General features: G+C 60.9%; 24 protein-coding genes and 1 pseudogene. 18 read left to right on the top strand and 7 right to left on the bottom strand.

Features of this window, described 5'->3' with window-relative positions:
- Nucleotides 1-10: 10 nt before the first annotated feature.
- Both R1A29_RS29585 and R1A29_RS29580 read left to right on the top strand, forming a co-directional pair.
- The gene (locus tag R1A29_RS29585; RefSeq protein ID WP_438300285.1) at nucleotides 11-937 is read left to right on the top strand and encodes a M3 family metallopeptidase; all 927 of its coding nucleotides are present in this window, start codon (nucleotides 11-13) and stop codon (nucleotides 935-937) included.
- Entirely contained in the window at nucleotides 918-2,060 is a 1,143-nt protein-coding gene (locus R1A29_RS29580; protein ID WP_438300284.1) for a M3 family metallopeptidase, read from the top strand. The genes R1A29_RS29585 and R1A29_RS29580 overlap by 20 nt, the downstream gene beginning before the upstream one ends.
- Here R1A29_RS29580 and R1A29_RS29575 read toward each other — a convergent pair.
- A complete protein-coding gene (locus R1A29_RS29575) occupies nucleotides 2,047-2,691 on the bottom strand; it encodes a dual specificity protein phosphatase family protein (protein ID WP_085713019.1) in 645 nt (214 codons plus the stop codon). The two genes, R1A29_RS29580 and R1A29_RS29575, sit on opposite strands and share 14 nt — an antisense overlap.
- Before the next feature lie 299 nt (nucleotides 2,692-2,990).
- Between R1A29_RS29575 and R1A29_RS29570 the strand changes: the two genes are divergently transcribed.
- Genes R1A29_RS29570 through R1A29_RS29560 form a run of 3 tightly spaced genes read left to right on the top strand, consistent with a single transcriptional unit; the run spans nucleotide 2,991 to nucleotide 6,838 of the window.
- Nucleotides 2,991-3,737 carry a gluconate 2-dehydrogenase subunit 3 family protein gene (locus R1A29_RS29570; RefSeq protein WP_438300283.1) on the top strand — a complete coding sequence of 249 codons (747 nt, stop codon included), beginning with the start codon at nucleotides 2,991-2,993 and terminating at the stop codon, nucleotides 3,735-3,737.
- Nucleotides 3,738-3,739: 2 nt separating this feature from the next.
- Nucleotides 3,740-5,524, top strand: a complete 1,785-nt coding sequence (locus R1A29_RS29565) for a GMC family oxidoreductase (RefSeq protein WP_438300282.1) — start codon at nucleotides 3,740-3,742, stop codon at nucleotides 5,522-5,524.
- Nucleotides 5,525-5,536: 12 nt separating this feature from the next.
- Entirely contained in the window at nucleotides 5,537-6,838 is a 1,302-nt protein-coding gene (locus tag R1A29_RS29560) for a c-type cytochrome (RefSeq protein WP_438300281.1), read from the top strand.
- A 53-nt stretch (nucleotides 6,839-6,891) separates the two neighbouring features.
- Here R1A29_RS29560 and R1A29_RS29555 read toward each other — a convergent pair whose 3' ends face one another.
- Nucleotides 6,892-7,194: a hypothetical protein gene (locus R1A29_RS29555; protein ID WP_085713023.1), complete on the bottom strand. Its 303-nt coding sequence runs from the start codon at nucleotides 7,192-7,194 to the stop codon at nucleotides 6,892-6,894.
- A gap of 233 nt (nucleotides 7,195-7,427) precedes the next feature.
- On the opposite strand from R1A29_RS29555, the gene R1A29_RS29550 reads away from it, so the two are divergent.
- From R1A29_RS29550 to R1A29_RS29540, 3 genes and pseudogenes are all read left to right on the top strand, one after another.
- Entirely contained in the window at nucleotides 7,428-8,486 is a 1,059-nt protein-coding gene (locus tag R1A29_RS29550; protein WP_408987655.1) for a PA0069 family radical SAM protein, read from the top strand.
- A 215-nt stretch (nucleotides 8,487-8,701) separates the two neighbouring features.
- Nucleotides 8,702-9,432, top strand: a pseudogene (locus R1A29_RS29545) (carbonic anhydrase).
- 90 nt (nucleotides 9,433-9,522) lie between these two features.
- Nucleotides 9,523-11,049 (top strand): SulP family inorganic anion transporter, encoded by a 1,527-nt coding sequence (locus tag R1A29_RS29540; RefSeq protein ID WP_438300280.1) that lies wholly within the window; start codon nucleotides 9,523-9,525, stop codon nucleotides 11,047-11,049.
- Nucleotides 11,050-11,100: 51 nt separating this feature from the next.
- On the opposite strand, the gene R1A29_RS29535 is transcribed toward R1A29_RS29540, so the two are convergent.
- Nucleotides 11,101-11,733 carry a hypothetical protein gene (locus tag R1A29_RS29535; protein WP_065260651.1) on the bottom strand — a complete coding sequence of 211 codons (633 nt, stop codon included), beginning with the start codon at nucleotides 11,731-11,733 and terminating at the stop codon, nucleotides 11,101-11,103.
- Between the two features lie 369 nt (nucleotides 11,734-12,102).
- Here R1A29_RS29535 and coxB point away from each other — a divergent pair, with 369 nt between their 5' ends.
- The 4 genes from coxB to R1A29_RS29515 all read left to right on the top strand — a co-directional run bounded on the left by coxB (nucleotide 12,103) and on the right by R1A29_RS29515 (nucleotide 16,391).
- Nucleotides 12,103-13,230: a cytochrome c oxidase subunit II gene (gene coxB, locus R1A29_RS29530; protein ID WP_248740282.1), complete on the top strand. Its 1,128-nt coding sequence runs from the start codon at nucleotides 12,103-12,105 to the stop codon at nucleotides 13,228-13,230.
- A gap of 82 nt (nucleotides 13,231-13,312) precedes the next feature.
- The gene (ctaD, locus tag R1A29_RS29525) at nucleotides 13,313-14,899 is read left to right on the top strand and encodes a cytochrome c oxidase subunit I (RefSeq protein ID WP_114880897.1); all 1,587 of its coding nucleotides are present in this window, start codon (nucleotides 13,313-13,315) and stop codon (nucleotides 14,897-14,899) included.
- A 27-nt stretch (nucleotides 14,900-14,926) separates the two neighbouring features.
- Nucleotides 14,927-15,478 carry a cytochrome c oxidase assembly protein gene (locus R1A29_RS29520; RefSeq protein ID WP_085713029.1) on the top strand — a complete coding sequence of 184 codons (552 nt, stop codon included), beginning with the start codon at nucleotides 14,927-14,929 and terminating at the stop codon, nucleotides 15,476-15,478.
- A gap of 25 nt (nucleotides 15,479-15,503) precedes the next feature.
- Nucleotides 15,504-16,391, top strand: coding sequence for a cytochrome c oxidase subunit 3 (locus R1A29_RS29515; protein WP_085713030.1), 888 nt, complete (start codon nucleotides 15,504-15,506; stop codon nucleotides 16,389-16,391).
- A 76-nt stretch (nucleotides 16,392-16,467) separates the two neighbouring features.
- Here the strand turns inward: R1A29_RS29515 and R1A29_RS29510 are convergent, their stop codons facing one another.
- Nucleotides 16,468-16,671, bottom strand: coding sequence for a twin transmembrane helix small protein (locus tag R1A29_RS29510; protein WP_158832290.1), 204 nt, complete (start codon nucleotides 16,669-16,671; stop codon nucleotides 16,468-16,470).
- A 71-nt stretch (nucleotides 16,672-16,742) separates the two neighbouring features.
- Here R1A29_RS29510 and R1A29_RS29505 point away from each other — a divergent pair, with 71 nt between their 5' ends.
- From R1A29_RS29505 to R1A29_RS29485, 5 genes are read left to right on the top strand one after another with little or no spacing between them, the layout of a single operon-like run.
- Nucleotides 16,743-17,483, top strand: a complete 741-nt coding sequence (locus tag R1A29_RS29505) for an SURF1 family protein (RefSeq protein ID WP_248744377.1) — start codon at nucleotides 16,743-16,745, stop codon at nucleotides 17,481-17,483.
- A complete protein-coding gene (locus R1A29_RS29500; protein WP_438300279.1) occupies nucleotides 17,449-18,042 on the top strand; it encodes a hypothetical protein in 594 nt (197 codons plus the stop codon). Before R1A29_RS29505 ends, R1A29_RS29500 begins: the two co-directional genes overlap by 35 nt.
- Nucleotides 18,043-18,052: 10 nt before the next feature.
- Complete coding sequence (locus R1A29_RS29495) at nucleotides 18,053-19,132, top strand: COX15/CtaA family protein (protein ID WP_438300278.1); 1,080 nt, start codon at nucleotides 18,053-18,055, stop codon at nucleotides 19,130-19,132.
- On the top strand, nucleotides 19,120-20,019 hold the full coding sequence (cyoE, locus tag R1A29_RS29490; protein ID WP_438300277.1) for a heme o synthase: 900 nt from the start codon (nucleotides 19,120-19,122) through the stop codon (nucleotides 20,017-20,019). The genes R1A29_RS29495 and cyoE overlap by 13 nt, the downstream gene beginning before the upstream one ends.
- The gene (locus R1A29_RS29485; RefSeq protein ID WP_438300276.1) at nucleotides 20,016-20,651 is read left to right on the top strand and encodes an SCO family protein; all 636 of its coding nucleotides are present in this window, start codon (nucleotides 20,016-20,018) and stop codon (nucleotides 20,649-20,651) included. Before cyoE ends, R1A29_RS29485 begins: the two co-directional genes overlap by 4 nt.
- 61 nt (nucleotides 20,652-20,712) lie before the next feature.
- Here the strand turns inward: R1A29_RS29485 and R1A29_RS29480 are convergent, their stop codons facing one another.
- From R1A29_RS29480 to R1A29_RS29470, 3 genes are all read right to left on the bottom strand, one after another.
- Complete coding sequence (locus R1A29_RS29480; RefSeq protein ID WP_438300275.1) at nucleotides 20,713-21,483, bottom strand: MetQ/NlpA family ABC transporter substrate-binding protein; 771 nt, start codon at nucleotides 21,481-21,483, stop codon at nucleotides 20,713-20,715.
- Nucleotides 21,484-21,560: 77 nt separating this feature from the next.
- Nucleotides 21,561-22,235, bottom strand: coding sequence for a methionine ABC transporter permease (locus tag R1A29_RS29475; RefSeq protein WP_065260662.1), 675 nt, complete (start codon nucleotides 22,233-22,235; stop codon nucleotides 21,561-21,563).
- Complete coding sequence (locus R1A29_RS29470; protein ID WP_085713036.1) at nucleotides 22,235-23,242, bottom strand: methionine ABC transporter ATP-binding protein; 1,008 nt, start codon at nucleotides 23,240-23,242, stop codon at nucleotides 22,235-22,237. The genes R1A29_RS29475 and R1A29_RS29470 overlap by 1 nt, the downstream gene beginning before the upstream one ends.
- Nucleotides 23,243-23,436: 194 nt before the next feature.
- Between R1A29_RS29470 and katE the strand changes: the two genes are divergently transcribed.
- Nucleotides 23,437-25,644: a catalase HPII gene (gene katE / locus R1A29_RS29465; RefSeq protein ID WP_438300274.1), complete on the top strand. Its 2,208-nt coding sequence runs from the start codon at nucleotides 23,437-23,439 to the stop codon at nucleotides 25,642-25,644.
- The last annotated feature ends 7 nt before the right edge of the window (nucleotides 25,645-25,651 follow it).

Raw genomic sequence — 25,651 nt, 5'->3', positions numbered from 1 at the left:
GGAAGTCGCCGTGCCCGACACCAATCCCCTCCTGCAACACTGGACCCTGCCGCCCTGGCCGGCAATTCGCGCCGAGCATTTGCTGCCGGCGATCAACAGCATCATCGACGACCACAGACGAATCATTGCGCAAGTGCTCGCCACTCAGCTGGAGCATCCCGGCTGGGACGATCTGGTACTGAGCATCGACGAAGCCGATGCCCGCCTCAGTGAATTTCGGTCGATTCTCGAAACGCTGTCCATGGTCGGGCCCGATGATGCCGACTGGCTCGTGGAAATCGCCAAAGCCCATCTCGCACTCAACCAGTATCGCTCCGAAAGAGCCCGCAATCGCCCGCTGTACGAGGCCTACCAGCGTCTGACGCAGAGCTCGATCGCGGCCAGTTTCGATGAGTCACGCAAGATCGTGCTGGCGCGGATACTGCGTAAATTCAGGCAGTCAGGTATCGACCTTCCCACCGCGCAACAACAGGAACTGGCCCGGCTGAACCTTGAGATCGGTGGCCTGGAATCGGTGTTTTTGACCCACCTCGAACGCTGGACCGAAACCTGGAGCAAACGGGTCGACGATATTGCACAGCTTGCGGGCCTGTCCCCGTCGATGAAGGATCACCTGGCGCGCGCCGCACACGAGGCCGGACATGAAGGCTGGCTGATTCGCCTGGACCAGAACACCTGCCAGCACATCCTTAAATACGCCGAGAATCGTGCGTTACGCGAGGAATGCTGTGTGGCCTACGCGACCCGCGCTTCCGATCAGGGGCCACTGGCCGGGCGCTTCGATAACGGCCCGGTGCTGACGAAGCTGCTTGCCTTGCGCCAGCAGAAAGCCCACTTGCTTGGCCACGAAAACGCCGCGCAACTGAGTCTGGCAAAAAACATGGCCGGAACAACGGCCTGGGTCAGGATTTTCTCCAGTGCCAGGTTGCGCAATTGACCCTGTCCTGGAGCAGGACGTAAAACAACTGGCCGCATTCGCCCGGCAACACGGAATCGACCGGGTCCAGCCATGGGATGAAGAATTTCTCGCCGAGCAATGGCGGCAGCAACAGTTTCCCGGAGCCCTGGATAACCTGCGCGACTACTTCGCGTTCGATGGCACCCTGCGCCGACTCTGTCTGTTCTGCAAACGCATGTTCGGGATCCGTATCGTTGAACAGGTCGGTGGGGACCACTGGCATGACGATGTGCGACTGCTGGAAATCAGCGAGCATGAACAGGTCATCGGTTATATCTACCTCGACCCGTTTCATCGCGATAACGCTGCTGATTTCGCCGGAACGTCCACACTGCGCAATCGTCGGATCAATGCCGAAGGCCGACCGGCGCTACCGATTGCCGTACTCTCCAGCAATTTCACGCCGGCCACCGACGGCCATCCTTGCCGCCTCGAACTCAGTGAGCTGCGGGTACTTTTTCACGAGTTCGGTCACTGTCTTCAGCACGTTCTGACGCGCTCGCCCCATTACACCCTTTCCGGCATCCAGCAGTTGGGCCATGAGGCGGCGGAGTTTTCCGGGCAATTGTTCGAGCAGTGGTGTCAGTCGCGGGAGTTCGTGCTGTGGCTCGGCGCGCATTTCCAGACGGGAGAACGCTTGAGCGCAGCACGAGTCGACGCCGCACTCTCGGCCAGTCAGGCTAACTCCGGTCGGCAACAGGCCTTGATACTGATGGGAGCGATCATCGATTTCGAGCTGCACGCCACCCACGGCGACGGGCGTTCTGTCGAAGAGGTTTGCGCCGACGTGCAGCGCAAAATGGCTCACCTGCAACTGCCCGAAAGTCACCGCTTCGCCAATGGTTTCGATTACATGGTGACCCAGTACGACGCTTCGGTTTACGCCTATGTCTGGTCGGGGGTGCTGGCTCAGGAAGCGTTCAAGCGCTTCAGTCGTGACTGGGTGTTCAACGCGCAGACCGGCCGGGCGTTCCGGGAAACGTTCTTTGCGCCCGGGGCCGGTCGCCCGTTGCTGGAAGCGGTGGAGGCATTCGTTGGCCGGCCGGTCAGTGAGGAACTGTGTGTCGGCCGGCCGATCAACCGGCGGGTTACTTCAGATTGACGGTCTGGAACCAGCTCTTCATCGAGCAGGTAGCGAACGCACTGGTGCTGCAATCGCCATTGGCCAGCGCGGTACGCAGCTTGTCGACGTCAGCCTGCATCACGTAACGCACGCCGTCCTTGAAGTGGCCGCTTTCACCGAAACCGCCCTGGGTCATTTCGTTCAGGGCGTCCTCCTTGCTCCAGCCCTGCACCACGATGCGGTACATCGCGGCCATCAGGCCGGTGCGGTCGGAGCCGTGCTTGCAATGCATCAGCACCGGGCCGTTGGCTTCGGCGGTCTGGATAGCACGCAGGGTCTTGAGGACGTCGGCGTCATCGACATGATTGGTGCGATACGGCAATTGCACCTGGTTGATGCCCGGGGTTTTCAACCAGCTCGAATCCGCCTCCGGCAGGAAGTTGATGACCGTGGCCACTTTCAGATTTTGCAGCAACGGCACGGCGCCAGCGTCAGGCAGCGCACTGCGATAGAGCGTGGGCGACATCTGGAAGAAGTTGTATTTCATTTCGACCGGTTGGGCCCATTCCGGAGGGCGAGAAACCGGCGCATCTGCGGCATGGGCCGAAATCGAGCCGAGCAGGGCAAACAGCGAGAAACAGATCGCGGAGGAAAAACGCTTCAAGGACATGCTGTGCGGTGACCGTATGGGATTCGTCAGTGAGGGCGGCAGCTTGCGGGTTGTCCAGTCAAATCCCTGTGAGGCGATTGTCAAAGAAACGTGAAGCCGGGGACTTCCTTCGTCGCATTTCTGGGCTTTTTTAGGCTGAATCGGTTCACCCGGTTGGTTAGGCTGCTACCATTTGTCACATCATGTTGCAGACGCGTCCCCCTTTTCCGGGTCATTTCCGGCCACGTCGCAACCGACCACTCAAAAAGCCGTCCCCAGAAACGGCTGATAACCATCAATGCCTGATGAGGTGCACCCCCATGTCTGATCAAGATCGAGACAACCCGCGGCGTGAGTTCTTGCGCAAATCCCTGACCCTGATCCCGGTGGTCACCCTCGCCGGCACCGGCCTGGGTAGCAGCATGCTGCAAGCGGCTCCCGAAAGCTCGCCAGCCCCGGCCCCCGCCAAATCGGTTGCAGCAGAGACAAGCGCCTACCAGCCGAGCTACTTCACCGCCGAAGAGTGGGCGTTCATCAATGCCGCCGTCGCGCAGTTGATCCCCAACGATGCCCAGGGCCCCGGCGCTCTCGAGGCCGGCGTGCCGGAATACATCGACCGTCAGATGAACACCCCGTACGCCGCTGGTGCTCTGTGGTACATGCAAGGCCCGTTCAACGCCGACGCTGCACCCGAGATGGGCTGGCAAAGCAAACTGGTGCCAAAAGAGATCTATCGCCTCGGCATCGCCGCCACGGATCAGTGGACAAAATCCCTCAACGGTAAAACATTTGCCGAGCAAGACAGCGCTACCCGAGACGATCTGCTCAAGCAGCTTGAAGCCGGAAAACCGCAATTCGACAGTGTTCCGGCGAAGATTTTCTTCAACCTTTTGCTGCAAAACACCAAGGAAGGGTTCTTCTGCGACCCGATCCACGGTGGCAATAAAGGCATGGTCGGCTGGACCATGATCGGCTTCCCCGGCGCCCGCGCCGATTTCATGGATTGGGTGGAACGCAACGAGCAATACCCCTTCCCGGCAGTTTCGATTCGCGGCGAGAGGGCGTGAGCATGGCAACGGTAATAAAGAAGGTCGACGCGGTGATCGTCGGTTTCGGCTGGACAGGCGCAATCATGGCCAAAGAGCTGACCGAGGCTGGCCTCAACGTGCTGGCGCTGGAGCGCGGGCCGATGCAGGACACCTACCCTGACGGCAACTATCCCCAGGTGATTGACGAACTCACCTACAGCGTGCGGAAAAAACTCTTTCAGGACATCTCCAAAGAGACCGTCACCATCCGCCACAGCGTCAACGACATCGCCCTGCCGAACCGCCAGTTGGGCGCGTTTCTGCCGGGCAACGGCGTCGGCGGCGCCGGCCTGCACTGGTCGGGCGTGCACTTTCGTGTCGATCCGATCGAGCTGCGGATGCGCAGCCACTACGAAGAACGCTACGGCAAAAGCTTCATTCCCAAGGACATGACCATCCAGGACTTCGGCGTCAGCTATGAAGAGCTGGAACCGTTCTTCGATTTTGCCGAAAAAGTCTTCGGCACCTCCGGCCAGGCCTGGACCGTGAAAGGCCAACTGGTCGGCCAGGGCAAGGGCGGCAACCCGTACGCGCCGGATCGCTCGAACCCGTTCCCGCTGGAAGCGCAGAAGAACACGGTTTCCGCACAGCTGTTCGGCAAAGCGGCCACAGAGGTCGGTTACAAACCCTACAACCTGCCTTCCGCGAATACGTCAGGGCCGTACACCAACCCTTACGGCGCGCAAATGGGCCCGTGCAACTTCTGCGGTTTTTGCAGCGGCTACGTTTGCTACATGTATTCCAAGGCCTCGCCGAACGTGAACATTCTGCCGGCGCTGAAACCGCTGCCGAATTTCGAACTGCGGCCCAACGCCCACGTGCTGCGGGTCAACCTCGACAGCACGAAAACCAAAGCCACCGGAGTCACTTACATCGACGGCCAGGGCCGCGAGATCGAGCAACCGGCGGATCTGGTGATTCTCGGTGCGTTCCAGTTGCACAACGTGCGCCTGATGCTGCTCTCCGGCATCGGCAAGCCGTATGACCCGATCAGCGGTGAAGGCGTGGTCGGGCGTAACTTCGCCTACCAGAACATGGCGACCATCAAGGCGTTCTTCGACAAGGACACCCACACCAACAACTTCATCGGCGCCGGCGGCAACGGCGTGGCGCTGGACGATTTCAACGCCGATAACTTCGATCACGGGCCACACGGTTTCGTCGGCGGCTCGCCGATGTGGGTCAACCAGGCGGGCAGCCGACCGATTGCCGGCACCTCCAACCCGCCGGGCACCCCGGCCTGGGGCAGTGCGTGGAAACGCGCGACCGCCGATTACTACACCCACCAGGTATCGATGGACGCCCACGGTGCGCATCAGTCCTACCGTGGCAACTACCTCGATCTGGACCCGGTGTACCGCGATGCCTACGGCCTGCCGTTGCTACGGATGACATTCGACTGGCAGGAAAACGACATCAAGATGAACCGCTTCATGGTCGAAAAAATGGGCAAGGTCGCGCAAGCAATGGGCCCGAAAGCCATTGCCGTGCTTGGCAAGAAAGTCGGCGAGCACTTCAACACGGCGTCCTACCAGACCACCCACCTCAACGGTGGCGCGATCATGGGTACTGATCCGAAGACCAGCGCGCTGAACCGCTACTTGCAGAGCTGGGACGTGCACAACGTGTTCGTCCCGGGTGCCTCGGCGTTCCCCCAGGGCCTGGGTTACAACCCGACCGGGCTGGTTGCCGCACTGACCTACTGGTCGGCGAAAGCGATCCGCGAGCAATACCTGAAAAACCCCGGCCCGCTGGTTCAGGCTTAAGGAGCGATGACCATGAAGACTCTCGTTATCGCGACCCTGGCGCTGCTTGGCAGCGTTGCCGCTCACAGTGCCGAAGTTGATCAATCCTTGATCAAGAAAGGCGAATACCTCGCACGTGCCGGGGACTGCGTGGCTTGCCACACGGCCAAGGACGGCAAGCCCTTCGCCGGCGGTCTGCCGATGGAGACGCCGATCGGCACGATCTACTCGACCAACATCACCCCGGACAACACCGGGCTGGGCGGCTACAGCTTCGAGGAGTTCGACCAAGCCGTACGTCATGGCGTCGCCAAAAACGGTAGTACGTTGTACCCGGCGATGCCCTACCCGTCCTACGCCCGCGTCAGTCAGGATGACATGCAGGCGCTGTACGCCTACTTCATGCACGGCGTTGAACCGGTGGCACAGGAAAACAAGGCCAGTGATATCCCGTGGCCATTGAGCATGCGCTGGCCGCTGATGGGTTGGCGCTGGCTGTTCGCGCCGAAGGTCGAGGACTACAAACCCGCGTCGGACGATGCCGTCGTCAGCCGTGGGGCCTATCTGGTGGAAGGCCTCGGACATTGCGGCGCCTGCCATACGCCACGGGCCCTGACCATGCAGGAAAAATCCCTGAGTGCGGCCGAAGGCAGCAGTTTTCTATCGGGCAGTGCGCCGCTGGAAGGCTGGATCGCCAAAAGCCTGCGCGGCGACCACAAGGACGGCCTCGGCAGCTGGAGCGAAGAGCAACTGGTGCAGTTCCTCAAGACCGGCCGCAGCGACCGCAGTGCGGTGTTCGGCGGCATGAGCGACGTGGTCACCCACAGCATGCAGTACATGACCGATGCCGACCTGACCGCGATTGCCCGCTACCTGAAATCGCTGCCGGCCAACGATCCTGCCGACCAGCCGCACCAGTATGACGAGAAAGCTGCCAAGGCCTTGTGGAACGGTGACGACAGCCAGCGCGGCGCCTCGGTGTACATCGACAACTGCGCGGCCTGCCACCGCACTGACGGCCATGGCTACACCCGGGTGTTCCCGGCGTTGGCGGGCAATCCGGTGCTGCAATCGGAAGATCCGACCTCGCTCATCCACATCGTGCTCAAGGGCGGCACCCTGCCTGCGACGCACACGGCACCGTCCACCTTCACCATGCCGGGTTTCGCCTGGCGTCTGTCGGATCAGGAAGTGGCGGATGTGGTGAGTTTTATTCGTGGAAGTTGGGGTAACAAGGGCTCCGCCGTCACTGCAAAAGACGTTGCCAAGTTACGTACCGACGATATGACTACAACATCGGCCGGTGACCTTGGGCAAGTAACAAGTCACAACTAAACGCAATTACCCCTGCATGATCAGTCATGCAGGGGTTATTCATTCAATAGTTGTTACGGATTGGTAATACTGGCATAGGCTTTGGCCAGGGCAACCAGTTTGGCCCGATCCTGCTCACCGATTTCACCGTCACGATCCACATCGTGCTCCAGACGGCCAATGCTGAAGGTATGGCCACCATCCCTGGAGGTTGCGGTAACAAAAATCGGGTCAACCAGCCTTTCAGTCTGCTCGCCAGCCTCGGCATCCCAGCCCAGTTCCTTACGTGCAAGTTGCATGGAAACCAGTGTATTGGGTTCCGATGGGCCGGGCTGCATCAGTTGCAGAAAAATACCGCGCGAATTAAAAAACGACATCATCAATTCCTTTTGTCTTTTATATATTCAAGTGCTGTGAAGCGGGGTGAATACTACGAATTTGAATAGCAAACGAACAGCCGACTTATGTTTCTTCAATTTGCACCATTACAACTTTACATCTAAACAAACTTACAACTAACCGTGCGTATTATTGATGGACGGCCGAACGGTAGTGGATCATCCGCGACCTTGCAGATACTGTATGCATATACAGATCAAGGGAACCCGTGATGACCAGCCTCTTGCCCCCACGCGGTCGCGGCACCGCCACCAATCCGCACAACCGCTTCGCGCCGAGCCGTTCGGTGGCCGAGGACGACGGCTGGTTTCAGGAAGTGCCACTGACCCAGGGCACCGAAGTCAGTTTCGAGACGGCAAAAACCATCATCACCCGCAACACCTCCCCGGACCTGCCCTTCGACCGCTCGATCAATCCCTATCGCGGCTGCGAGCATGGCTGCATTTATTGCTACGCACGACCGAGCCACGCCTATTGGGACATGTCGCCGGGGCTGGATTTCGAAACGAAGCTGATCGCCAAGACCAACGCTGCCCAGGTGCTGGAGGAACAGCTTGGCAAGAAGGGCTATCAGTGCGCGCCAATCAATCTGGGCTCCAACACCGACCCGTATCAACCGATCGAACGCGAACACAAAATCACGCGCCAGACCCTCGAAGTGCTGCTGCGCTACCGACACCCGGTAACCATCGTCACCAAGGGCTCGCTGATCCTGCGCGACCTCGACCTGCTCACCGAACTGGCGCAGCAACGGCTGGTGGCGGTGATGATCAGCCTGACCACCCTGGACGATGAGCTCAAACGCATCCTCGAACCCCGGGCCGCCGCGCCCAAGGCCCGGTTGCGGGCGATCCGGGTGATGCGCGAGGCGGGGATTCCGGTCGGCGTGCTGTGTTCGCCGATGATTCCGATGATCAACGACAGCGAAATCGAAAGCCTGCTGACCGAAGCCCACGCTGCCGGCGCCCAGAGCGCCGCGTACATGATGCTGCGCCTGCCGCTGGAGGTGGCGCCGCTGTTCGAGGAATGGCTCGAGGCGCATTACCCGCAGCGCGCCGCCCATGTGTTGAGCCTGATCCGCCAGAGCCGTGGCGGCGAACTGTACGACAGCCGTTTTGGTGCACGCATGCGCGGTGAAGGGCCGTTTGCCGACCTGCTCGCGCAACGCTTCGCCAAGGCATTGAAACGACTGGGACTCAATCACCGCGAAGGTTTCAATCTCGACTGCACAGCTTTTTGTCCGCCGGGTCGCCAGATGGCGCTGATTTAAGGAGGGAATGACTGACCAGATTCACGCCGGTCACGTTTTTTGTGACCTGGAACACACGTTCTAGAGCCTTTGATTCAGTTTGAGTTAAGTTTCAGCGGTTACCGTGTTCATCGAGTGACTGACGGGTCGGGATGGCCCGGATGTTTTAAACAGCCACTGGCTTCATACCGGAATACACGGGAATGACTCCCCGAATCCGCCAAAGAGGATGAATCATGAGTGACAAGGATAAACAGCCGTTGGCTGCGTCGGCGCAAGCCGTCCCCGGGGCGGATTCCGCCGATGCAGCACTGCGACATATCGTTGACGGCTTTTTGCATTTTCATCATGAGGTCTTCCCGCAGCAGGAAGAACTCTTCAAGAAACTCGCCACGGCCCAGTCGCCACGGGCGATGTTCATCACTTGCGCCGACTCGCGCATCGTTCCCGAACTGATCACCCAGAGCTCCCCGGCGATCTGTTCGTGACCCGTAACGTCGGTAACGTGGTTCCCCCCTACGGCCAGATGAACGGCGGCGTTTCCACCGCCATCGAATACGCGGTACTGGCCCTTGGCGTGCAACACATCATCATTTGCGGCCATTCCGATTGCGGCGCCATGCGCGCGGTACTCAACCCGGGCAGCCTGGAAAAGATGCCGACGGTCAAAGCCTGGCTGCGCCACGCCGAAGTCGCGAAAACCATGGTGCATGACAACTGCAACTGCACCGACGAAAAAGAGAGCATGCCGATCCTCACCGAGGAAAACGTCATCGCCCAACTGCAGCACTTGCGTACCCATCCTTCGGTAGCCTCGCGCATGGCGAACGGTCATCTGTTCATCCATGGCTGGGTCTACAACATCGAAACCAGTGAAATCAAAGCTTACGACGCGGATCAGGGACGCTTCCTGCCGCTCGACGGCAGCCATCCGATTCCGGTGGCGACGCCCAAAGCGCGCTTCTGAATCCTCCTAAAAATCCGTGTGGTCCGACGCCGGTCGCTGTTCAAGCGACCCGGCTTCGCCACGCCTGAAGAAAACTTCGGGAGAGTCATCATGCGTGCGGCTCAATTGAAAGCGGTGTTGCCACGGGAGCTGCTGGCTTCGGTGGTTGTGTTTCTGGTCGCCCTGCCACTGTGCATGGGCATTGCGATTGCTTCAGGGTTGCCGCCGGCCAAAGGCCTGATTACCGGGATCATCGGTGGTCTGGTGGTGGGCTGGCTGGCAGGGTCGCCGTTGCAGGTCAGCGGGCCGGCGGCGGGGCTGGCGGTACTGGTGTTCGAGCTGGTGCGCCAGCACGGGATCGAGATGCTCGGGCCGATCCTGCTGCTCGCCGGTTTTCTGCAACTGGTGGCCGGGCGTCTGAAGCTCGGTTGCTGGTTCCGGGTCACGGCGCCAGCGGTGGTCTACGGGATGCTCGCGGGGATCGGTGTGCTGATCGTGCTCTCACAGGTGCATGTGATGCTGGATGCCGCGCCGAAACCCTCCGGGCTGGACAACCTGACGGCGTTCCCCGGCGCAGTGGCGCAGGCTTTGCCGTCCTTTGGCTGGCAGGCCGGGTTGCTCGGGCTGTCGACCATCGCCGTGATGTGGCTGTGGGAGAAATTCCGTCCGCACTCGCTGCGTTTCATTCCCGGCGCGCTGCTCGGTGTCGGCCTGGCAACCGGCGCCAGTCTGCTGCTGGCATTGCAGATAAAGCGGGTTGAAGTACCGGCGAATCTGGCCGAAGCCATCGACTGGCTGAAGCCGACGGATCTGCTGAGCCTGGCCGACCCGACGCTGCTGATCGCCGCATTCGCCGTGGCCTTCATCGCCAGCGCCGAAACCCTGCTGTCCGCTGCTGCGGTGGATCGCATGCACAGCGGTCCGCGTTCGGACTTCGACCGTGAACTGTCGGCGCAAGGGGTCGGCAACATGCTCTGCGGGCTGGTGGGCGCACTGCCCATGACCGGGGTGATCGTACGCAGCTCGGCCAACGTCCAGGCTGGCGCGACCACGCGCTACTCGACGATTTTCCATGGTCTGTGGCTGCTGGCCTTCGTGCTGTTGCTGTCGAGTCTGCTGCAAAGCATTCCGGTGGCGAGCCTGGCCGGGGTGTTGGTCTACACCGGTTTCAAACTGGTGGACCTCAAGGCCTTTCGTGGCCTGGGGCGCTATGGCCGGATGCCGATGTTCACCTACGCGGCGACAGCGCTGGCGATCATCTTCACCGACCTGTTGACCGGCGTGTTGATCGGTTTCGGTCTGACCCTGGTGAAACTGGCGTTCAAGGCTTCGCGACTGAAAATAAGCCTGATCGATCTGCCGCAGGACGGGGAGATGGAGTTGCGTCTGGTGGGCGCGGCGACATTCCTCAAGGTACCGGCACTGACGCAGGTGCTGGGCAGCATTCCGCCGGGCACGACGGTGCATGTGCCGCTCAACAACCTGAGCTACATCGACCATTCCTGTCTGGAACTGCTGGAAGAGTGGGGCCGGGCCAATGCGACCAAGGGTTCGAAGCTGTTGATCGAGTCGCGCGGACTGAAACGCAGGCTTGAGGGGAGAATCCGTACCACCACCGGCATCGGTGCGGCAGGCTGAAAAAACCTGGGGGAACAGAGCAATCTGTTCCCCCAATCGTTTGCGCCGAGATCAAGCCGCAGGCTGATCCAGTTCCAGGCCCACGCCCAGACGGCGGCTCATGCACGGCCAGCGCTTCCACGCCGCACCGGTGTCCGGGCTGCTGAGTTTCTCGCGGTAGGCTTCCACCGACTCCAGCGCAAAGCTGTCGTCGTCGAGCATGCTGTCCACCGCGTGGTGCACCACTTCATCGAGTTGATTGGCAAATTCCTCACCGAGCAACTGGTGAGCAATCAGATTGGCGACCGTCATGTCCAGGGGGATCAGTGGCTGGCCGAAATGCTTGATGTACAGGTCGTTGACCTCTTCGACAAAGCGGTGGGCCAGATAGGCCTCGTCCAGCAGACTGTCCAGGCCGACCGGCGGCTGGAGAAAGTACTGTTCGGCGATTTTCAGCACCGGTTTGATCTGTGACTCGATTCCCGCTTCCCTGGCGACTTCATTGGCTGCATCCAGCAGGTCTGGCACTTCATCGATGTAGGCGGCGACAAAACGCGTCAGCACGCCGTTGGCGTCGGTTTCCGGCAACTGGATGGCCGGGTGCAGGTGTTGCAGTTGATTTTCGAGCTGACGGGTCAGCTTTCCGGTTTCGATCTCGTGTTGTCGGGCTATGTGGATCTGCTCGCGCAATGCGGCGGTGTTCATGAAAACTCCAGGAAACAAGGCAATGAAATAGGGAAGACATAACTTAGCTGGCTTACGAAAAATGCTAAGACGCATTTGTCATAATTATTTCATCCTTGATACACCTGCGTTATATCGGTTTGCCACCACTCGTCTGCATCCTTCTCCATTCGTGCCCTGGAACGCAAGTGCCAGCTGTTTCATTCGATTTACGTCCGCACATTGCATTTTTCCGCCGCTGTCTATACTCGCCATTGAATGGAGTTAGCTGATGACGCCCGACTGCACCCGCAGCAAGGCCCGGCGATTCAAGTTCGTAGTCTGATGCAGCCGCTCCCTTGCCGCAGGCGAAAGCCGGCGGGATAACAAGAACGATAAGGGGAACCCGCAATGATGCGACATCCACACGTCTGGATGGGCCTCCTGTTGTGGTCGATTTTCAGCCCGGTGCAAGCCGCCTGGACTGTGAATATGGCGCCTGGAGCGACTGAAATCAGTCACGCAGTATTCGACCTGCACATGACCATTTTCTGGATCTGTGTGGTGATCGGGATCATCGTCTTCGGCGCCATGTTCTGGTCGATGATGGTGCACCGCCGTTCTACCGGGCAGGTCGCCGCAAAATTCCACGAAAGCACCACCGTCGAGATTCTCTGGACCGTCGTCCCGCTGCTGATCCTGGTGGCGATGGCCGTTCCGGCGACCGCCACGCTGATCCGCATGTACGACACCAGTGAGCCGGATATCGATATCCAGATCACCGGCTATCAGTGGAAGTGGCATTACAAATACCTGGGCCAGGACGTCGAGTTCTTCAGCAACCTGGCCACCCCCGCCGAACAGATCCACAACAAGGAAGCCAAGGGCGAGCATTACCTGCTCGAGGTCGACAAGCCATTGGTGCTGCCGATCGGCGCCAAGGTGCGCTTCCTCGTGACTTCCGCCGACGTGATCCACTCCTGGTGGGTGCCGGCCTTCGCGGTCAAGCGCGATGCGATCCCCGGATTCGTCAACGAAGCCTGGACACGCATCGACAAGCCCGGCATCTACCGTGGCCAGTGCGCCGAGCTGTGCGGCAAGGATCACGGCTTCATGCCGATCGTGGTCGACGTCAAGGAAAAGGCCGACTACGAAAAATGGCTGGCCGACCGCAAGGCCGAGGCGGCGCAGCTCAAGGAGCTGACCAGCAAGGAATGGACCCTCGACGAGCTCAAGGAGCGCGGCGACAAGATCTACCACACCACCTGCGTGGCCTGTCACCAGGCCGAAGGCCAGGGTCTGCCGCCGATGTTCCCGGCGCTCAAGGGCTCGCCGATTGCCACCGGGCCGAAAGCCGATCACCTGCACCGCGTGTACTTCGGCAAACCGGGCACCGCCATGGCGGCGTTCGGCAAGCAACTCTCGGAAGTCGATATCGCAGCGGTCGTGACCTACGAACGTAACGCCTGGGGCAACAACAAGGGCGACATGGTCACGCCAAAAGAAGTGCTGGAGCTGAAACAGGCGGAAAGCAAATGAGCCGGTCTATTGCGTACTTCGTGAACCGGCCGGGGCAAGGCGCCCCGGCCTGCCAAGTCCACTCACTTGAAGGAGACCGGCCATGAGCGCTGTCATCGATGACCACGGTCATGCCGACCACGCCCACGGCCCCGCCAAAGGCCTGATGCGTTGGGTGCTGACCACCAACCACAAGGACATCGGCACGTTGTACCTGTGGTTCGCGTTCTGCATGTTCCTGCTCGGCGGCTCGTTCGCCATGGTGATCCGCGCCGAGCTGTTCCAGCCCGGCCTGCAGATCGTCGAACCGGCGTTCTTCAACCAGATGACCACCATGCACGGCCTGGTGATGGTCTTCGGTGCGGTGATGCCGGCGTTCGTCGGCCTCGCCAACTGGATGATCCCGTTGATGATCGGCGCGCCGGACATGGCCCTGCCACGGATGAACAACTTCAGCTTCTGGCTGCTGCCGGCGGCGTTCCTGTTGCTGGTGTCGACCCTGTTCACCCCCGGTGGCGGGCCGAACTTCGGCTGGACGTTCTATGCGCCGCTGTCCACCACCTATGCGCCGGAAAGCGTGACCTACTTCATCTTCGCCATCCACTTGATGGGGATCAGTTCGATCATGGGCGCGATCAACGTGATCGCCACCATCCTCAACCTGCGTGCCCCCGGCATGACGTTGATGAAAATGCCGCTGTTCGTCTGGACCTGGCTGATCACCGCGTTCCTGCTGATCGCGGTAATGCCGGTGCTGGCCGGGTGCGTGACGATGATGCTGATGGACATCCACTTCGGCACCAGTTTCTTCAGTGCCGCCGGTGGCGGTGACCCGGTGCTGTTCCAGCATGTGTTCTGGTTCTTCGGCCACCCCGAGGTGTACATCATGATCCTGCCGGCCTTCGGCGCCGTCAGCCAGATCATCCCGACCTTCTCGCGCAAGCCGCTGTTCGGCTACACCTCGATGGTCTACGCCACGGCGAGCATCGCGTTCCTGTCGTTCATCGTCTGGGCGCACCACATGTTCGTGGTGGGCATTCCGCTGGTGGGCGAGTTGTTCTTCATGTACGCGACGATGCTCATCGCGGTGCCGACCGGGGTGAAGGTGTTCAACTGGGCCAGCACCATGTGGCAAGGCTCGCTGACCTTCGAGACGCCGATGCTGTTTGCCGTGGCGTTCGTGATCCTGTTCTCCATCGGCGGTTTCTCCGGGCTGATGCTGGCCATCGCCCCGGCGGACTTCCAGTACCAGGACACCTACTTCGTGGTGGCGCACTTCCACTACGTGCTGGTGCCGGGTGCGATCTTCGGGATCTTCGCCTCGGCTTATTACTGGCTGCCGAAATGGACCGGCCACATGTACGACGAAACCCTGGGCAAGCTGCATTTCTGGCTGTCCTTCGTCGGCATGAACCTGACGTTCTTCCCGATGCACTTCGTGGGACTGGCGGGGATGCCACGAAGGATTCCGGACTACAACCTGCAGTTCGCCGACTTCAACATGGTCTCGTCGATCGGCGCGTTCATGTTCGGTGCCACGCAGATCTTCTTCCTGTTCATCGTGATCAAGACCATCCGCGGCGGCGAGCCGGCACCGGCCAAACCGTGGGATGGCGCCGAAGGTCTGGAGTGGAGCGTGCCGTCGCCGGCGCCGTATCACACCTTCACCACGCCGCCGGAAGTGAAATGAACCCTGTAGCCCTTGAGGGCCGCCGCCATGGCTGACTCGATTTCGCTGAAGAAACTGGTGACCCGACTGCTGGGCGTGGTGGTGGCGATGTTTGTTTTCGGTTTTGCTTTGGTGCCGATCTACGACGTGATGTGCAAGGCGTTCGGCATCAACGGCAAGACCGCCGGGCAGTACGAGGGCGAGCAGGTTGTGGATAACTCGCGACAGGTGCGGGTGCAGTTCCTGTCGATGAACAACGCCGACATGCCCTGGGAGTTCTATCCCAAGGGTGAGGAACTGGTCGCCCATCCGGGCGGGGTGAACGAGATGATCTTCATCGCCCGCAATCCCACCGACAAGCCGATGAGCGCCCAGGCCGTGCCGAGCATCGCCCCGAGCGAAGCGGCGGCGTATTTCCACAAGACCGAATGCTTTTGCTTTACCCAGCAGGTGCTGCAGCCCGGTCAGCAGATCGAGATGCCGGTACGCTTCATCGTTGACCGCGACATGCCCAAGGACGTGAAGCACCTGACGCTGTCCTACACGCTGTTCGATATCACCGCCCGACATCCTCCGGTGGCTGCAAACACTGGCGGTTAAGCGTGCCCGATAAGGAGAACAATAAATGGCAACTCATGAGCACTATTACGTCCCGGCCCAGAGCAAGTGGCCGATCATCGCCACCTTCGGCATGGTCATCACCGTCTACGGCCTGGCTACCTGGTTCAACGATCTGAAGGCTGCACGCCCGGAATCCCACGGGCCGTACATCTTTTTCGTCGGCGGGCTGTTGCTGGCGTACATGCTGTTCGGCTGGTTCGGCGCGGTGATCAAGGAAAGCCGCGCGGGGTTGTACAGCCCGCAGCTGGACCGCTCGTTCCGCTGGGGCATGAGCTGGTTCATCTTCTCCGAGGTGATGTTCTTCATCGCCTTCTTCGGCGCGCTGTTCTACGTGCGGCACATTTCCGGTCCGGCGCTGGGCGGCGAAGGCACCAAAGGCATTGCGCACATGCTCTGGCCGAACTTCCAGTTCACCTGGCCGCTGCTGCACACACCCGACCCGAAACTGTTCCCGCCGCCCAAGGAAGTCATCAGTCCCTGGGGCCTGCCGCTGGTCAACACGATTCTGCTGGTGAGTTCCAGCGTGACCATCACCATCGCCCACCATGCCCTGAAGAAAGGCCATCGCGGTGCGCTGAAAATCTGGCTGGCGATTACCGTGCTGCTGGGTTGCGGCTTCCTCGCCTTGCAGGCCGAGGAGTACATGCACGCCTATCACGAACTGGGCCTGACCCTCGGTTCGGGGATCTACGGCGCGACGTTCTTCATGCTCACCGGGTTCCACGGCGCCCACGTGACCATCGGCACGATCATCCTATTCGTGATGCTGATGCGCATCATGAAGGGCCACTTCGACAACGAGCACCAGTTCGGCTTCGAAGCCGCGAGCTGGTACTGGCACTTCGTCGATGTGGTGTGGATCGGCTTGTTCATCTTCGTTTATGTGCTTTAACAGCAGCTGCAAGCCGCGAGCTACAAGCTTCAAGTCAAAACGGTAAGGCTTGTAGCTTGTAGCTTGGCGCTTGCAGCTACCAGGGCGCGTGCGACACCAGTTGGCCGCTGTAGAAACCCCAGGCAATCAAGCCGACGGTGCAAGCGGCCAATGCCACCCGAACACTCAAGGCGATGACCAGGCGATTTGAACTGCTGTCGTCCTTGACCAGGAAAAACAGGCCGCTGAACAGGCTGATCACCGTGGCAATCAGCATCAGGACGATAGCTGTTTTGAGCATGGGAAGACTCCGGGGATACAGGCGATGCAATCAAGTATAGCGGTCGCATTCACTGCTTTTCTGGCGCGGCCATGAAGCGCTTCCGGCCGGGCGTCGTGCCGACGCTGGTGGTCGCCTTGCTGCTGCCGCTGCTGATTTCGCTGGGCTTCTGGCAACTGGGCCGGGGCGCGGAGAAAACCGCCCTGCTCGCCAGTTACGCCGAGCGCCGCGCCGCCGAGCCGATGGCAAGCACCGAGCTGCTGCACAGCGCCGATCCGGCCTTCCGCCGGGTGCATCTGCATGGCCAGTTCGATGCGGCGCACAGCCTGCTGCTGGACAACCGGCAGCGGGACGGCAAGGTCGGCGTCGAATTGCTGCAACCGTTTCAGGATCAGCGCACCGGCCTGTGGCTGCTGGTCAATCGCGGCTGGCTGCCGTGGCCGGACCGCCGCGTTACCCCGCAATTCAAGACACCGGCCGATGCCGTGAATGTCGATGCCTGGGTGTATGTCGCCCCCGGCGCGACCTTCCAGTTGCACGCCGACCCGGTCAGCAGCACCTGGCCACAAACCGTCACCGCCGTCGAGCCGGCCAAATTGTGGAAAACCCTCGAGCGCGACGGCTTCGCTTACGAGCTGCGCGCAGAACCTGGTCCCGCCAGCTATCAGGCCGACTGGCCGGTAGTCGCCATGGGCCCGGAAAAACACCTCGGCTACGCCGTGCAGTGGTTCGCCATGGCCACCGCCCTGTTCGGTCTCTACATCTACCTCGGATTGCACAACGCGAAGGAGAAACACCATGGGAGCGGCCATGAATCCACCCAGCATGTCTGAAGCCAAAGCCCCGGCCGGTCGCCGCCGCGGGCGCATTCAACTGCTGTTGATCCTGCTCGGCGTGATCGGCCCGATGATCCTCGCCACCGGCATGTACAAGCTGCAGTTCTGGGTCCCGGAAGGACGCAGCTATCACGGCGAACTGATCGGCAACGGCCAGAGCCGCGCCGACCTCGGCGTGACGGCTGGCGAAGAACGCTGGCAGATGCTGGTGACCGCGCCCAAAGACTGTGCGGTGGACTGCCAGCAACTGGTGTACCTGGCACGGCAGATCCAGATCGGCCTCGGCCGCGATGCCGGCCGCGCCAGCCACGCCCTCGCCGCCGCACAACCGCTGCCGGCCGACTACGAAGCCAAGCTGACTCGCGAATATCCGCAGCTGCAACGCTATCCGCTGGACGCCGCCGCATTCAGCAAGGCCACCGGCGACAAGGCCACGCCGCAGCTGTGGATCATCGACCCCCACGGCAATCTCGTGCTGCGCTACGACCCGAGTGTTAAGGGCAAGGATCTGCTCAACGACCTGCGCCACCTGCTGAAACTGTCGAACATCGGATAAGGGCATCGTCATGGCCAAACCTGGATTTCGCCTCGCGCTGTTTGCCACCCTGCTGGCACTGATCGTGGTGCTGCTCGGCGCCTACACCCGCCTGACCCACGCCGGCCTCGGCTGCCCTGACTGGCCGGGCTGCTACGGCTTCATCAGCGTGCCGAAAAGCGAAGCCCAACTGGCCCATGCCGAACTGCATTACCCGGACTCGCCGGTGGAGGCGCACAAAGGCTGGAACGAGATGATCCACCGCTACTTCGCCGGCACCCTCGGCATGTTGATTTCGATTCTGGCCGGGCGGGCGTGGGTCAATCGTCGTCATCCCGGGCAACCGTTGAAACTGCCGCTGTTTCTGCTGGCGGTGGTGTTTGCCCAGGCGGCGTTCGGCATGTGGACGGTGACGCTCAAGCTCTGGCCGCAAGTGGTGACCGGGCATTTGCTCGGTGGCTTCGCGACCTTAAGTCTGCTTTTTTTGCTGACCTTGCGACTGTCCGGCGTGCTGCCGGCGCTGACCGTGCCCAAGCGTCTGCAATATTGGGCCACCGCCGGGTTGTTGCTGGTGATCGGCCAGATCGCACTGGGTGGCTGGGTCAGTTCCAACTATGCGGCGGTGGCCTGCATCGACTTCCCAACCTGCCACGGCCAATGGCTGCCACCGGCGGATTTCGCCAACGGCTTTCACCTGACCCAGCACATCGGCCCCAACTACCTCGGCGGGCAACTCGACAGCGATGCACGCACGGCGATTCATCTGACCCATCGCATCGGCGCCCTGCTGGTGACGATTGTCCTGCTCGGTCTGGCGTGGCAACTGAAAGGGGTGGGCATGACGCGACTGGCCGGGCTGGTACTGGTTGCGCTCGGCGCGCAGATCACCCTCGGTATCAGCAACGTGCTGTTTCATCTGCCGCTGCCGGTGGCCGTGGCGCACAACGCCGGCGGCGCAGCGCTGCTGCTGACCATGGTGCTGGTCAACTATCACACGCGGACCAGTCTGGTCCGGGTCAAGCAACCGATGCTCGCGCGCTGGCGCCTGAGCCCGCGTAAACCCTCGGCGGCGCCCATCACCCTAAAAGGAGAGACGCCATGGCGATTCTGATCGGCGAGCGTCACGCACAGGCGTTGTGGCGTGATTACCTGGAGCTGACCAAACCGAAAGTCGTGGTGCTGATGCTGATCACCTCGCTGGTCGGCATGTTCCTCGCGACCCGCGCCGGCGTGCCGTGGACGGTGCTGGTGTTCGGCAACCTGGGGATCGCGTTGTGTGCCGGTGGTGCGGCGGCGGTCAATCATGTGGTGGACCGGCGCATCGATGCGGTCATGGCGCGCACCCACAAACGGCCGCTGGCCGAAGGCCGGGTTTCGCCCACTGCGGCACTGACCTTTGCGCTGATATTGGCGCTGCTCGGCCAGGCCTTGCTACTGACCTTCACCAATCCGCTGACCGCGTGGCTGACCCTGGCCTCGCTGCTCGGCTACGCGGTGATCTACACCGGTTTCCTCAAACGCGCGACGCCACAGAACATCGTCATCGGCGGCCTCGCCGGCGCCGCACCGCCGCTGCTCGGCTGGACCGCCGCCACCGGCCATATCGGTGCCGAACCGTTGCTGCTGGTGCTGATCATCTTCGCCTGGACTCCGCCGCACTTCTGGGCGCTGGCGATTCACCGCAAAGAGGAATACGCCAAGGCCGACATTCCGATGCTGCCGGTCACCCACGGCGAGCACTACACCAAGGTGCACATTCTGCTGTACACCTTCGCCCTGCTGGCGGTCAGCCTGTTGCCGTACGTGATCCACATGAGCGGCGCGCTGTACCTGATCTGCGCCCTCGGGCTGGGCGCGAGGTTTCTGCAATGGGCCGTGGTGCTGTACCGTGGCACTCGGCCGCACGCGGCGATCAACACCTTCAAGTACTCTATCTGGTACCTGTTTCTGCTGTTCATCGCCCTGCTCGTAGACCACTACTTACTGTTGAACCTATGACTCGAACCCAGAAAACCGTCTTCATCCTCGTGGCCGTGATCGCGCTGATCCTCGGCCTGACCGTCAACAAAGTGCTGAGCGGCAAGGGCCAGGGCGACCCGACCGCGCTGATCGACGCCGGCATCATCCTGCTGCCGCAGAGCCGCAACCTGCCGGACGTGACGATGACCAATCAGGACGGCCAACCGGTCACGGTCAACGAGCTCAAGGGCAAGTGGAGCCTGCTGTTCTTCGGCTACACCTTCTGCCCCGACATCTGCCCGACCACCCTCGCCCAACTGCGTCAGATCAAGAGCGAACTGCCGAAGGATGCTGTGGATAAATTGCAGATCGTGCTGATCAGCGTCGACCCGAACCGCGACAACCCTGCGCAGCTGAAGCAGTACCTGGGCTACTTCGATCCGCAGTTCATTGGTCTCACGCCGAAGTCGATCGAGGAGCTGCAGAAGGTGGCCAACGCGGTGAGCATTCCGTTCATTCCGGCGGATACCAGCAAGCCGAACTACACCGTTGATCACAGTGGGAATCTGGCGGTGATCGGGCCGGACGGGACGCAGCGTGGATTTATTCGGGCGCCGTTGAACAATGCCAAGCTGGTGGCGCAGTTGCCGGTGATGCTGAACCGCAAGTAAAAACCCGGACCAAAAAAAACCGCAGCCTGAGCTGCGGTTTTTTTATGCCTGTAAGCCGGGATCAGAACGCCGGCAACACCGCACCCTTGTACTTCTCGGTAATGAATTTCTTCACTTCCGGGCTGTGCAGGGCTTCAGCCAGTTTCTTCATGGCGTCGCTGTCCTTGTTGTCCGCACGGGACACCAGGATGTTCACGTAAGGCGAGTCGTTGCCTTCGATGACCAGCGCGTCCTTGGAAGGATCCAGCTTGGCTTCCAGCGCGTAGTTGGTGTTGATCAGCGCCAGGTCGACCTGGGTCAGCACGCGCGGGATGGTCGCGGCTTCCAGTTCACGGATCTTCAGGTCTTTCGGGTTTTCGGCGATGTCCTTGACGGTGGACAGGATGTTTTTCGAATCCTTCAGCTTGATCACGCCCGCCTTGTCCAGCAGCAACAGCGCACGGCCGCCGTTGGTGGCGTCGTTCGGGATCACCACGTTTGCGCCGCCTTGCAGGTCTTCGATTTTCTTGATCTTGCTCGAGTAGGCGCCCAGCGGCTCCAGGTGCACACCGGTCACGGCCACCAGGCTGGTGCCCTTGGCCTTGTTGAACTCATCGAGGTACGGCTGGTGCTGGAAGAAGTTGGCGTCCAGTCGCTTTTCGGCTACCTGCACGTTCGGCTGGATGTAGTCGGTGAAGACCTTGACCTTCAGATCCACACCTTCTTTGGCCAGTGCCGGCTTCACGAATTCGAGGATTTCCGCGTGCGGCACCGGAGTGGCGGCAACGGTCAGGGTTTCAGCGTGGGCCGAAAAAGCGGCTACGGCAGCGAAAGCAGCGATCAGTTTTTTCATTCAGCTAACTCCTTTTGAGGTGCCCGTGTGGCACCTGCCAGCGAATGGCCGGCTCATTTTTTGATTACCAAACCGGGTTATTTGCGCGAGAAATGCACGACCAGCCGGTCGCCGACCATTTGCAGCACTTGCACCAGAATCAGCAGCAACACCACGGTGACGATCATCACGTCGGTCTGGAAACGCTGGTAACCGAAACGGATAGCCAGGTCACCCAGACCACCGGCGCCGACCACACCGGCCATCGCCGTGTAGGAAACCAGTGTAATCGCCGTCACCGTAATCGCTGCGAAGATGCCCGGACGGGCCTCCGGCAGCAAGGCGTTCATGATGATCTGGCGAGTGGTCGCGCCCATGGACTGGGTCGCTTCGATGATCCCGCGATCCACTTCACGCAGGGCGGTTTCCACCAGACGCGCGAAGAACGGCGTCGCACCTACCACCAGCGGTGGAATCGCACCGGCCACACCCAGCGAGGTGCCGGTGATCAGCACGGTGAACGGGATCATCACGATCAACAGAATGATGAACGGCAACGAACGCAGGATGTTCACCACCAGCGACAGCAGCGCATATACGCCCTTGGCTTCGAGCAACTGACGCGGGCTGCAGAGGAACAACAGCACGCCCAGCGGCAGGCCGAGCAACACGGTGAACAGCAGCGAACCGCCGAGCATCATCATGGTGTCGCCGGTGGCCAGCCAGATTTCGTACCAGTCGATATTGGTGAAGAAACTCATCAGGTCTGCCATTAGCGCAACACCTCCATGTGAACGTCAGCGGCGGTGAAGCGGGCAAAGGCCGCTTCCATGTCGCCACCGGTGACGGCGAGGGTCAATTGCCCATAAGGAATGTCTTTGATGCGGTCGATGCGACCGGCCAGTATGCTGTAGTCCACGCCGGTTTCCCGGGCGACGGTACCCAGCAGCGGCGCGTAGGTCGCTTCGCCCTGGAAGGTCAGACGCACGATGCGGCCCGGCACGTGAGCGAAGTCATCGCGCTGCTCGCTTTCGTCGATCTGCTCGTCTTCCTGCACGAAACGCTTGGTGGTCGGGTGCTTCGGATGCAGGAACACCTCAGCCACCGAACCCTGTTCGACGATCACGCCGGCGTCCATCACCGCCACCTGATCGCAGACACGGCGGATCACGTCCATCTCGTGGGTGATCAGCACGATGGTCAGTTTCAGCTCGCGGTTGATCTCGGCCAGCAGTTGCAGGACCGAAGCGGTGGTCTGCGGGTCGAGAGCGCTGGTGGCTTCGTCGCACAGCAGGATTTTCGGCTTGGTCGCCAGGGCGCGGGCGATGCCGACGCGTTGCTTCTGGCCACCGGACAACTGCGCCGGGTACTTCTTCGCGTGATCGGACAGACCGACCCGCGCCAGCAATTCGGCCACACGCTGGTCGATCTCGGCGCGGGACAGTTCACCGGCCAGGGTCAGCGGCAGCGCAACGTTATCGGCCACGGTCTTGGATGCCAGCAGGTTGAAGTGCTGGAAGATCATCCCGACCTGCTGACGGAAACGACGCAGGCCGTTGGCGTCCAGCGCGGTGACTTCTTCGCCGTCGACGATGATCTTGCCGCCGCTGGAATCTTCCAGGCGATTGATCAGACGCAGCAGGGTACTTTTTCCCGCGCCGGAATGGCCAATCAGGCCGAACACCTGACCGTTCTCGATGGAGAGACTGGTCGGATGCAGCGCGGTGATGTCCTTACCGGCGACGCGGTAAGTCTTATGGACGTTTTGAAACTCGATCACGTAGCGAACCTTGTGGGGCGCGTTGGAAAAGGATCAGCGGTTAGCCGGGCGCGCATTTTAGCCTGTCCGTATAGAGGTTCTTAGCATTTATTTCGCAATTAACCTTCGATTTGGCAATAACAGGATCAAAGGTCATAAAAAAGGAACGCCCAAAACCCTCGTCAGTCACTAGGTAAGCGACTTGAAAACCCTGGGTGCCGTGCCCGGGAACCACTCAAGCGTCCCGGCGCAACGCCGGGGCAGACAGGAGTTCACGACTGATGAGTACGAAAAAACCTGCCACAGACAAAAGCCAACTGGCCGGCACCGACACCCCGGATCGCGCCAACACCAACGCCAAACTCGACAGCCTGGAAAAATTCCGTTCCGACGCCACCGGCCAGGCCCTGCGCACCAATCAGGGCGTGAAGGTCGCGGACAATCAGAACACCTTGAAGGCCGGGCCGCGCGGGCCGTCGCTGCTGGAAGACTTCATCATGCGTGAGAAAATCACGCACTTTGACCATGAGCGGATTCCCGAGCGCATCGTCCATGCCCGCGGTACCGGCGCCCATGGTTTCTTTCAGACTTACGAGAATCATTCAGCGCTGACCAAGGCCGGTTTCCTGCGGGATCCGGGGAAGAAAACACCGGTGTTCGTGCGTTTTTCCACGGTGCAAGGGCCACGGGGCTCCGGCGATACCGTGCGTGACGTGCGCGGTTTTGCCGTGAAATTCTTCACCGACGAAGGCAACTTCGATCTGGTCGGCAACAACATGCCGGTGTTCTTCATCCAGGACGCGATCAAGTTTCCCGACTTCGTCCACGCGGTAAAACCCGAACCGCACAACGAAATGCCTACCGGTGGCTCGGCCCACGACACCTTCTGGGACTTCGTGTCGCTGGTGCCGGAATCCGCGCACATGGTCATCTGGGCCATGTCCGACCGGGCCATCCCGAAAAGCCTGCGCAGCATGCAGGGTTTCGGCGTGCACACCTTCCGGCTGATCAACGCCGAGGGCAAATCGCGCTTCGTCAAATTCCACTGGCGCCCTACCGCCGGCACTTGTTCGTTGGTGTGGGACGAAGCGCAGAAGCTGGCCGGTAAAGACACCGACTACCATCGGCGCGATCTCTGGGAGGCCATCGAGACCGGGGACTACCCGGAATGGGAACTTGGCGTACAGGTCATCGAGGAGGAAAACGAGCACGACTTCGATTTCGACATCCTCGACCCGACCAAACTGATTCCCGAGGAAATCGTTCCGATCACGCCGCTGGGCAAGATGACCCTCAACCGCAACCCGGACAATTTCTTCGCCGAAACCGAGCAGGTCGCGTTCTGCCCCGGCCATATCGTGCCGGGCATCGACTTCTCCAATGACCCGCTGCTGCAAGGTCGGCTGTTTTCCTACACCGACACGCAGATCAGCCGACTCGGCGGGCCGAACTTTCATGAGCTGCCGATCAACCGCCCGGTGGCGCCCTTCCACAACGGCCAGCGCGATGCCCAGCACCGCACGGTGATCGACAAGGGCCGTGCGTCTTACGAGCCGAATTCCATCGATGGCGGCTGGCCGAAAGAAACCCCGCCAGCCGCCCAAGACGGCGGTTTCGAGAGCTATGCGGAGCGCATCGACGCCAACAAGATCCGTCAGCGCAGCGAGTCGTTCAGCGATCACTTCTCCCAGGCGCGTCTGTTCTTCAAGAGCATGAGCAAGCACGAGCAGGAACACATCATCTCGGCCTACAGCTTCGAACTGGGCAAGGTCGAGCGGGAACACATTCGGGCCCGGGAAGTGAACGAGATTCTGGCCAATATCGACCTGGAACTGGCCAAGCGCGTGGCTCAGAACCTCGGTTTGCCGGCGCCGGCCAACGGCACGGTCGAGGTGCGCAAGACATCCCTGGATCACTCGCCGGCACTGAGTCAGGCCAACCTGTTGCCGGAGAATATCAAGACGCGAAAAGTGGCGATTCTGGCAGCCAATGGCGTCGATGCTGCCGCGATCGATGCAATGAAGAAGGCTCTGGCGGCAGAAGGCGCGCACGCCAAACTGCTCGGCCCGACCTCGGCTCCAGTGAAGACCGCCGATGGCAAGAGCCTGGCGGTGGATGCGTCGATGGAAGGCTTGCCGTCGGTGGCGTTCGACGCGGTGTTCGTGCCGGGCGGCGCGGCGTCGGTCAAGGCGTTGAGCGGAGACGGCGTGGCGCTGCATTACCTGCTGGAGGCGTACAAGCACCTGAAGGCGATTGCGCTGCACGGTGACGCCAAGCAGTTGCTGGATGTGCTGAAGCTGGAGGCGGATGCCGGATTGATCGAAGGCAAGGATGTGAAAGCGCTGACCAAGCCGTTCTTTGCGGCGATCGGGCAGCATCGGGTCTGGGATAGGGAGGCGAAAGCCAAGGCCATTCCGGCCTGAAAAAAAC

Source organism: Pseudomonas sp. NMS19W, assembly GCF_051554255.1.
GTDB lineage: Bacteria > Pseudomonadota > Gammaproteobacteria > Pseudomonadales > Pseudomonadaceae > Aquipseudomonas > Aquipseudomonas kribbensis.
Note: the sequence above shows the minus strand (reverse complement) of the source record. Positions and strands in the feature narration are given on the sequence as shown.

What these genes read in the sequence shown, in the direction of transcription:
- R1A29_RS29565 (WP_438300282.1), top strand. Translation starts at nt 3,740, where the DNA reads ATGGCAACGGTAATAAAGAAGGTCGACGCGGTGATCGTCGGTTTCGGC.
- R1A29_RS29560 (WP_438300281.1), top strand. Translation starts at nt 5,537, where the DNA reads ATGAAGACTCTCGTTATCGCGACCCTGGCGCTGCTTGGCAGCGTTGCC.
- R1A29_RS29535 (WP_065260651.1), bottom strand. Translation starts at nt 11,733, where the DNA reads ATGAACACCGCCGCATTGCGCGAGCAGATCCACATAGCCCGACAACAC.
- R1A29_RS29520 (WP_085713029.1), top strand. Translation starts at nt 14,927, where the DNA reads ATGGCTGACTCGATTTCGCTGAAGAAACTGGTGACCCGACTGCTGGGC.
- R1A29_RS29475 (WP_065260662.1), bottom strand. Translation starts at nt 22,235, where the DNA reads ATGGCAGACCTGATGAGTTTCTTCACCAATATCGACTGGTACGAAATC.
- R1A29_RS29510 (WP_158832290.1), bottom strand. Translation starts at nt 16,671, where the DNA reads ATGCTCAAAACAGCTATCGTCCTGATGCTGATTGCCACGGTGATCAGC.
- coxB (WP_248740282.1), top strand. Translation starts at nt 12,103, where the DNA reads ATGATGCGACATCCACACGTCTGGATGGGCCTCCTGTTGTGGTCGATT.
- R1A29_RS29555 (WP_085713023.1), bottom strand. Translation starts at nt 7,194, where the DNA reads ATGTCGTTTTTTAATTCGCGCGGTATTTTTCTGCAACTGATGCAGCCC.
- R1A29_RS29495 (WP_438300278.1), top strand. Translation starts at nt 18,053, where the DNA reads ATGGCCAAACCTGGATTTCGCCTCGCGCTGTTTGCCACCCTGCTGGCA.
- R1A29_RS29480 (WP_438300275.1), bottom strand. Translation starts at nt 21,483, where the DNA reads ATGAAAAAACTGATCGCTGCTTTCGCTGCCGTAGCCGCTTTTTCGGCC.
- R1A29_RS29500 (WP_438300279.1), top strand. Translation starts at nt 17,449, where the DNA reads ATGGGAGCGGCCATGAATCCACCCAGCATGTCTGAAGCCAAAGCCCCG.
- cyoE (WP_438300277.1), top strand. Translation starts at nt 19,120, where the DNA reads ATGGCGATTCTGATCGGCGAGCGTCACGCACAGGCGTTGTGGCGTGAT.
- R1A29_RS29505 (WP_248744377.1), top strand. Translation starts at nt 16,743, where the DNA reads ATGAAGCGCTTCCGGCCGGGCGTCGTGCCGACGCTGGTGGTCGCCTTG.
- R1A29_RS29550 (WP_408987655.1), top strand. Translation starts at nt 7,428, where the DNA reads ATGACCAGCCTCTTGCCCCCACGCGGTCGCGGCACCGCCACCAATCCG.
- ctaD (WP_114880897.1), top strand. Translation starts at nt 13,313, where the DNA reads ATGAGCGCTGTCATCGATGACCACGGTCATGCCGACCACGCCCACGGC.
- R1A29_RS29515 (WP_085713030.1), top strand. Translation starts at nt 15,504, where the DNA reads ATGGCAACTCATGAGCACTATTACGTCCCGGCCCAGAGCAAGTGGCCG.
- R1A29_RS29485 (WP_438300276.1), top strand. Translation starts at nt 20,016, where the DNA reads ATGACTCGAACCCAGAAAACCGTCTTCATCCTCGTGGCCGTGATCGCG.
- R1A29_RS29540 (WP_438300280.1), top strand. Translation starts at nt 9,523, where the DNA reads ATGCGTGCGGCTCAATTGAAAGCGGTGTTGCCACGGGAGCTGCTGGCT.
- R1A29_RS29570 (WP_438300283.1), top strand. Translation starts at nt 2,991, where the DNA reads ATGTCTGATCAAGATCGAGACAACCCGCGGCGTGAGTTCTTGCGCAAA.
- R1A29_RS29575 (WP_085713019.1), bottom strand. Translation starts at nt 2,691, where the DNA reads ATGTCCTTGAAGCGTTTTTCCTCCGCGATCTGTTTCTCGCTGTTTGCC.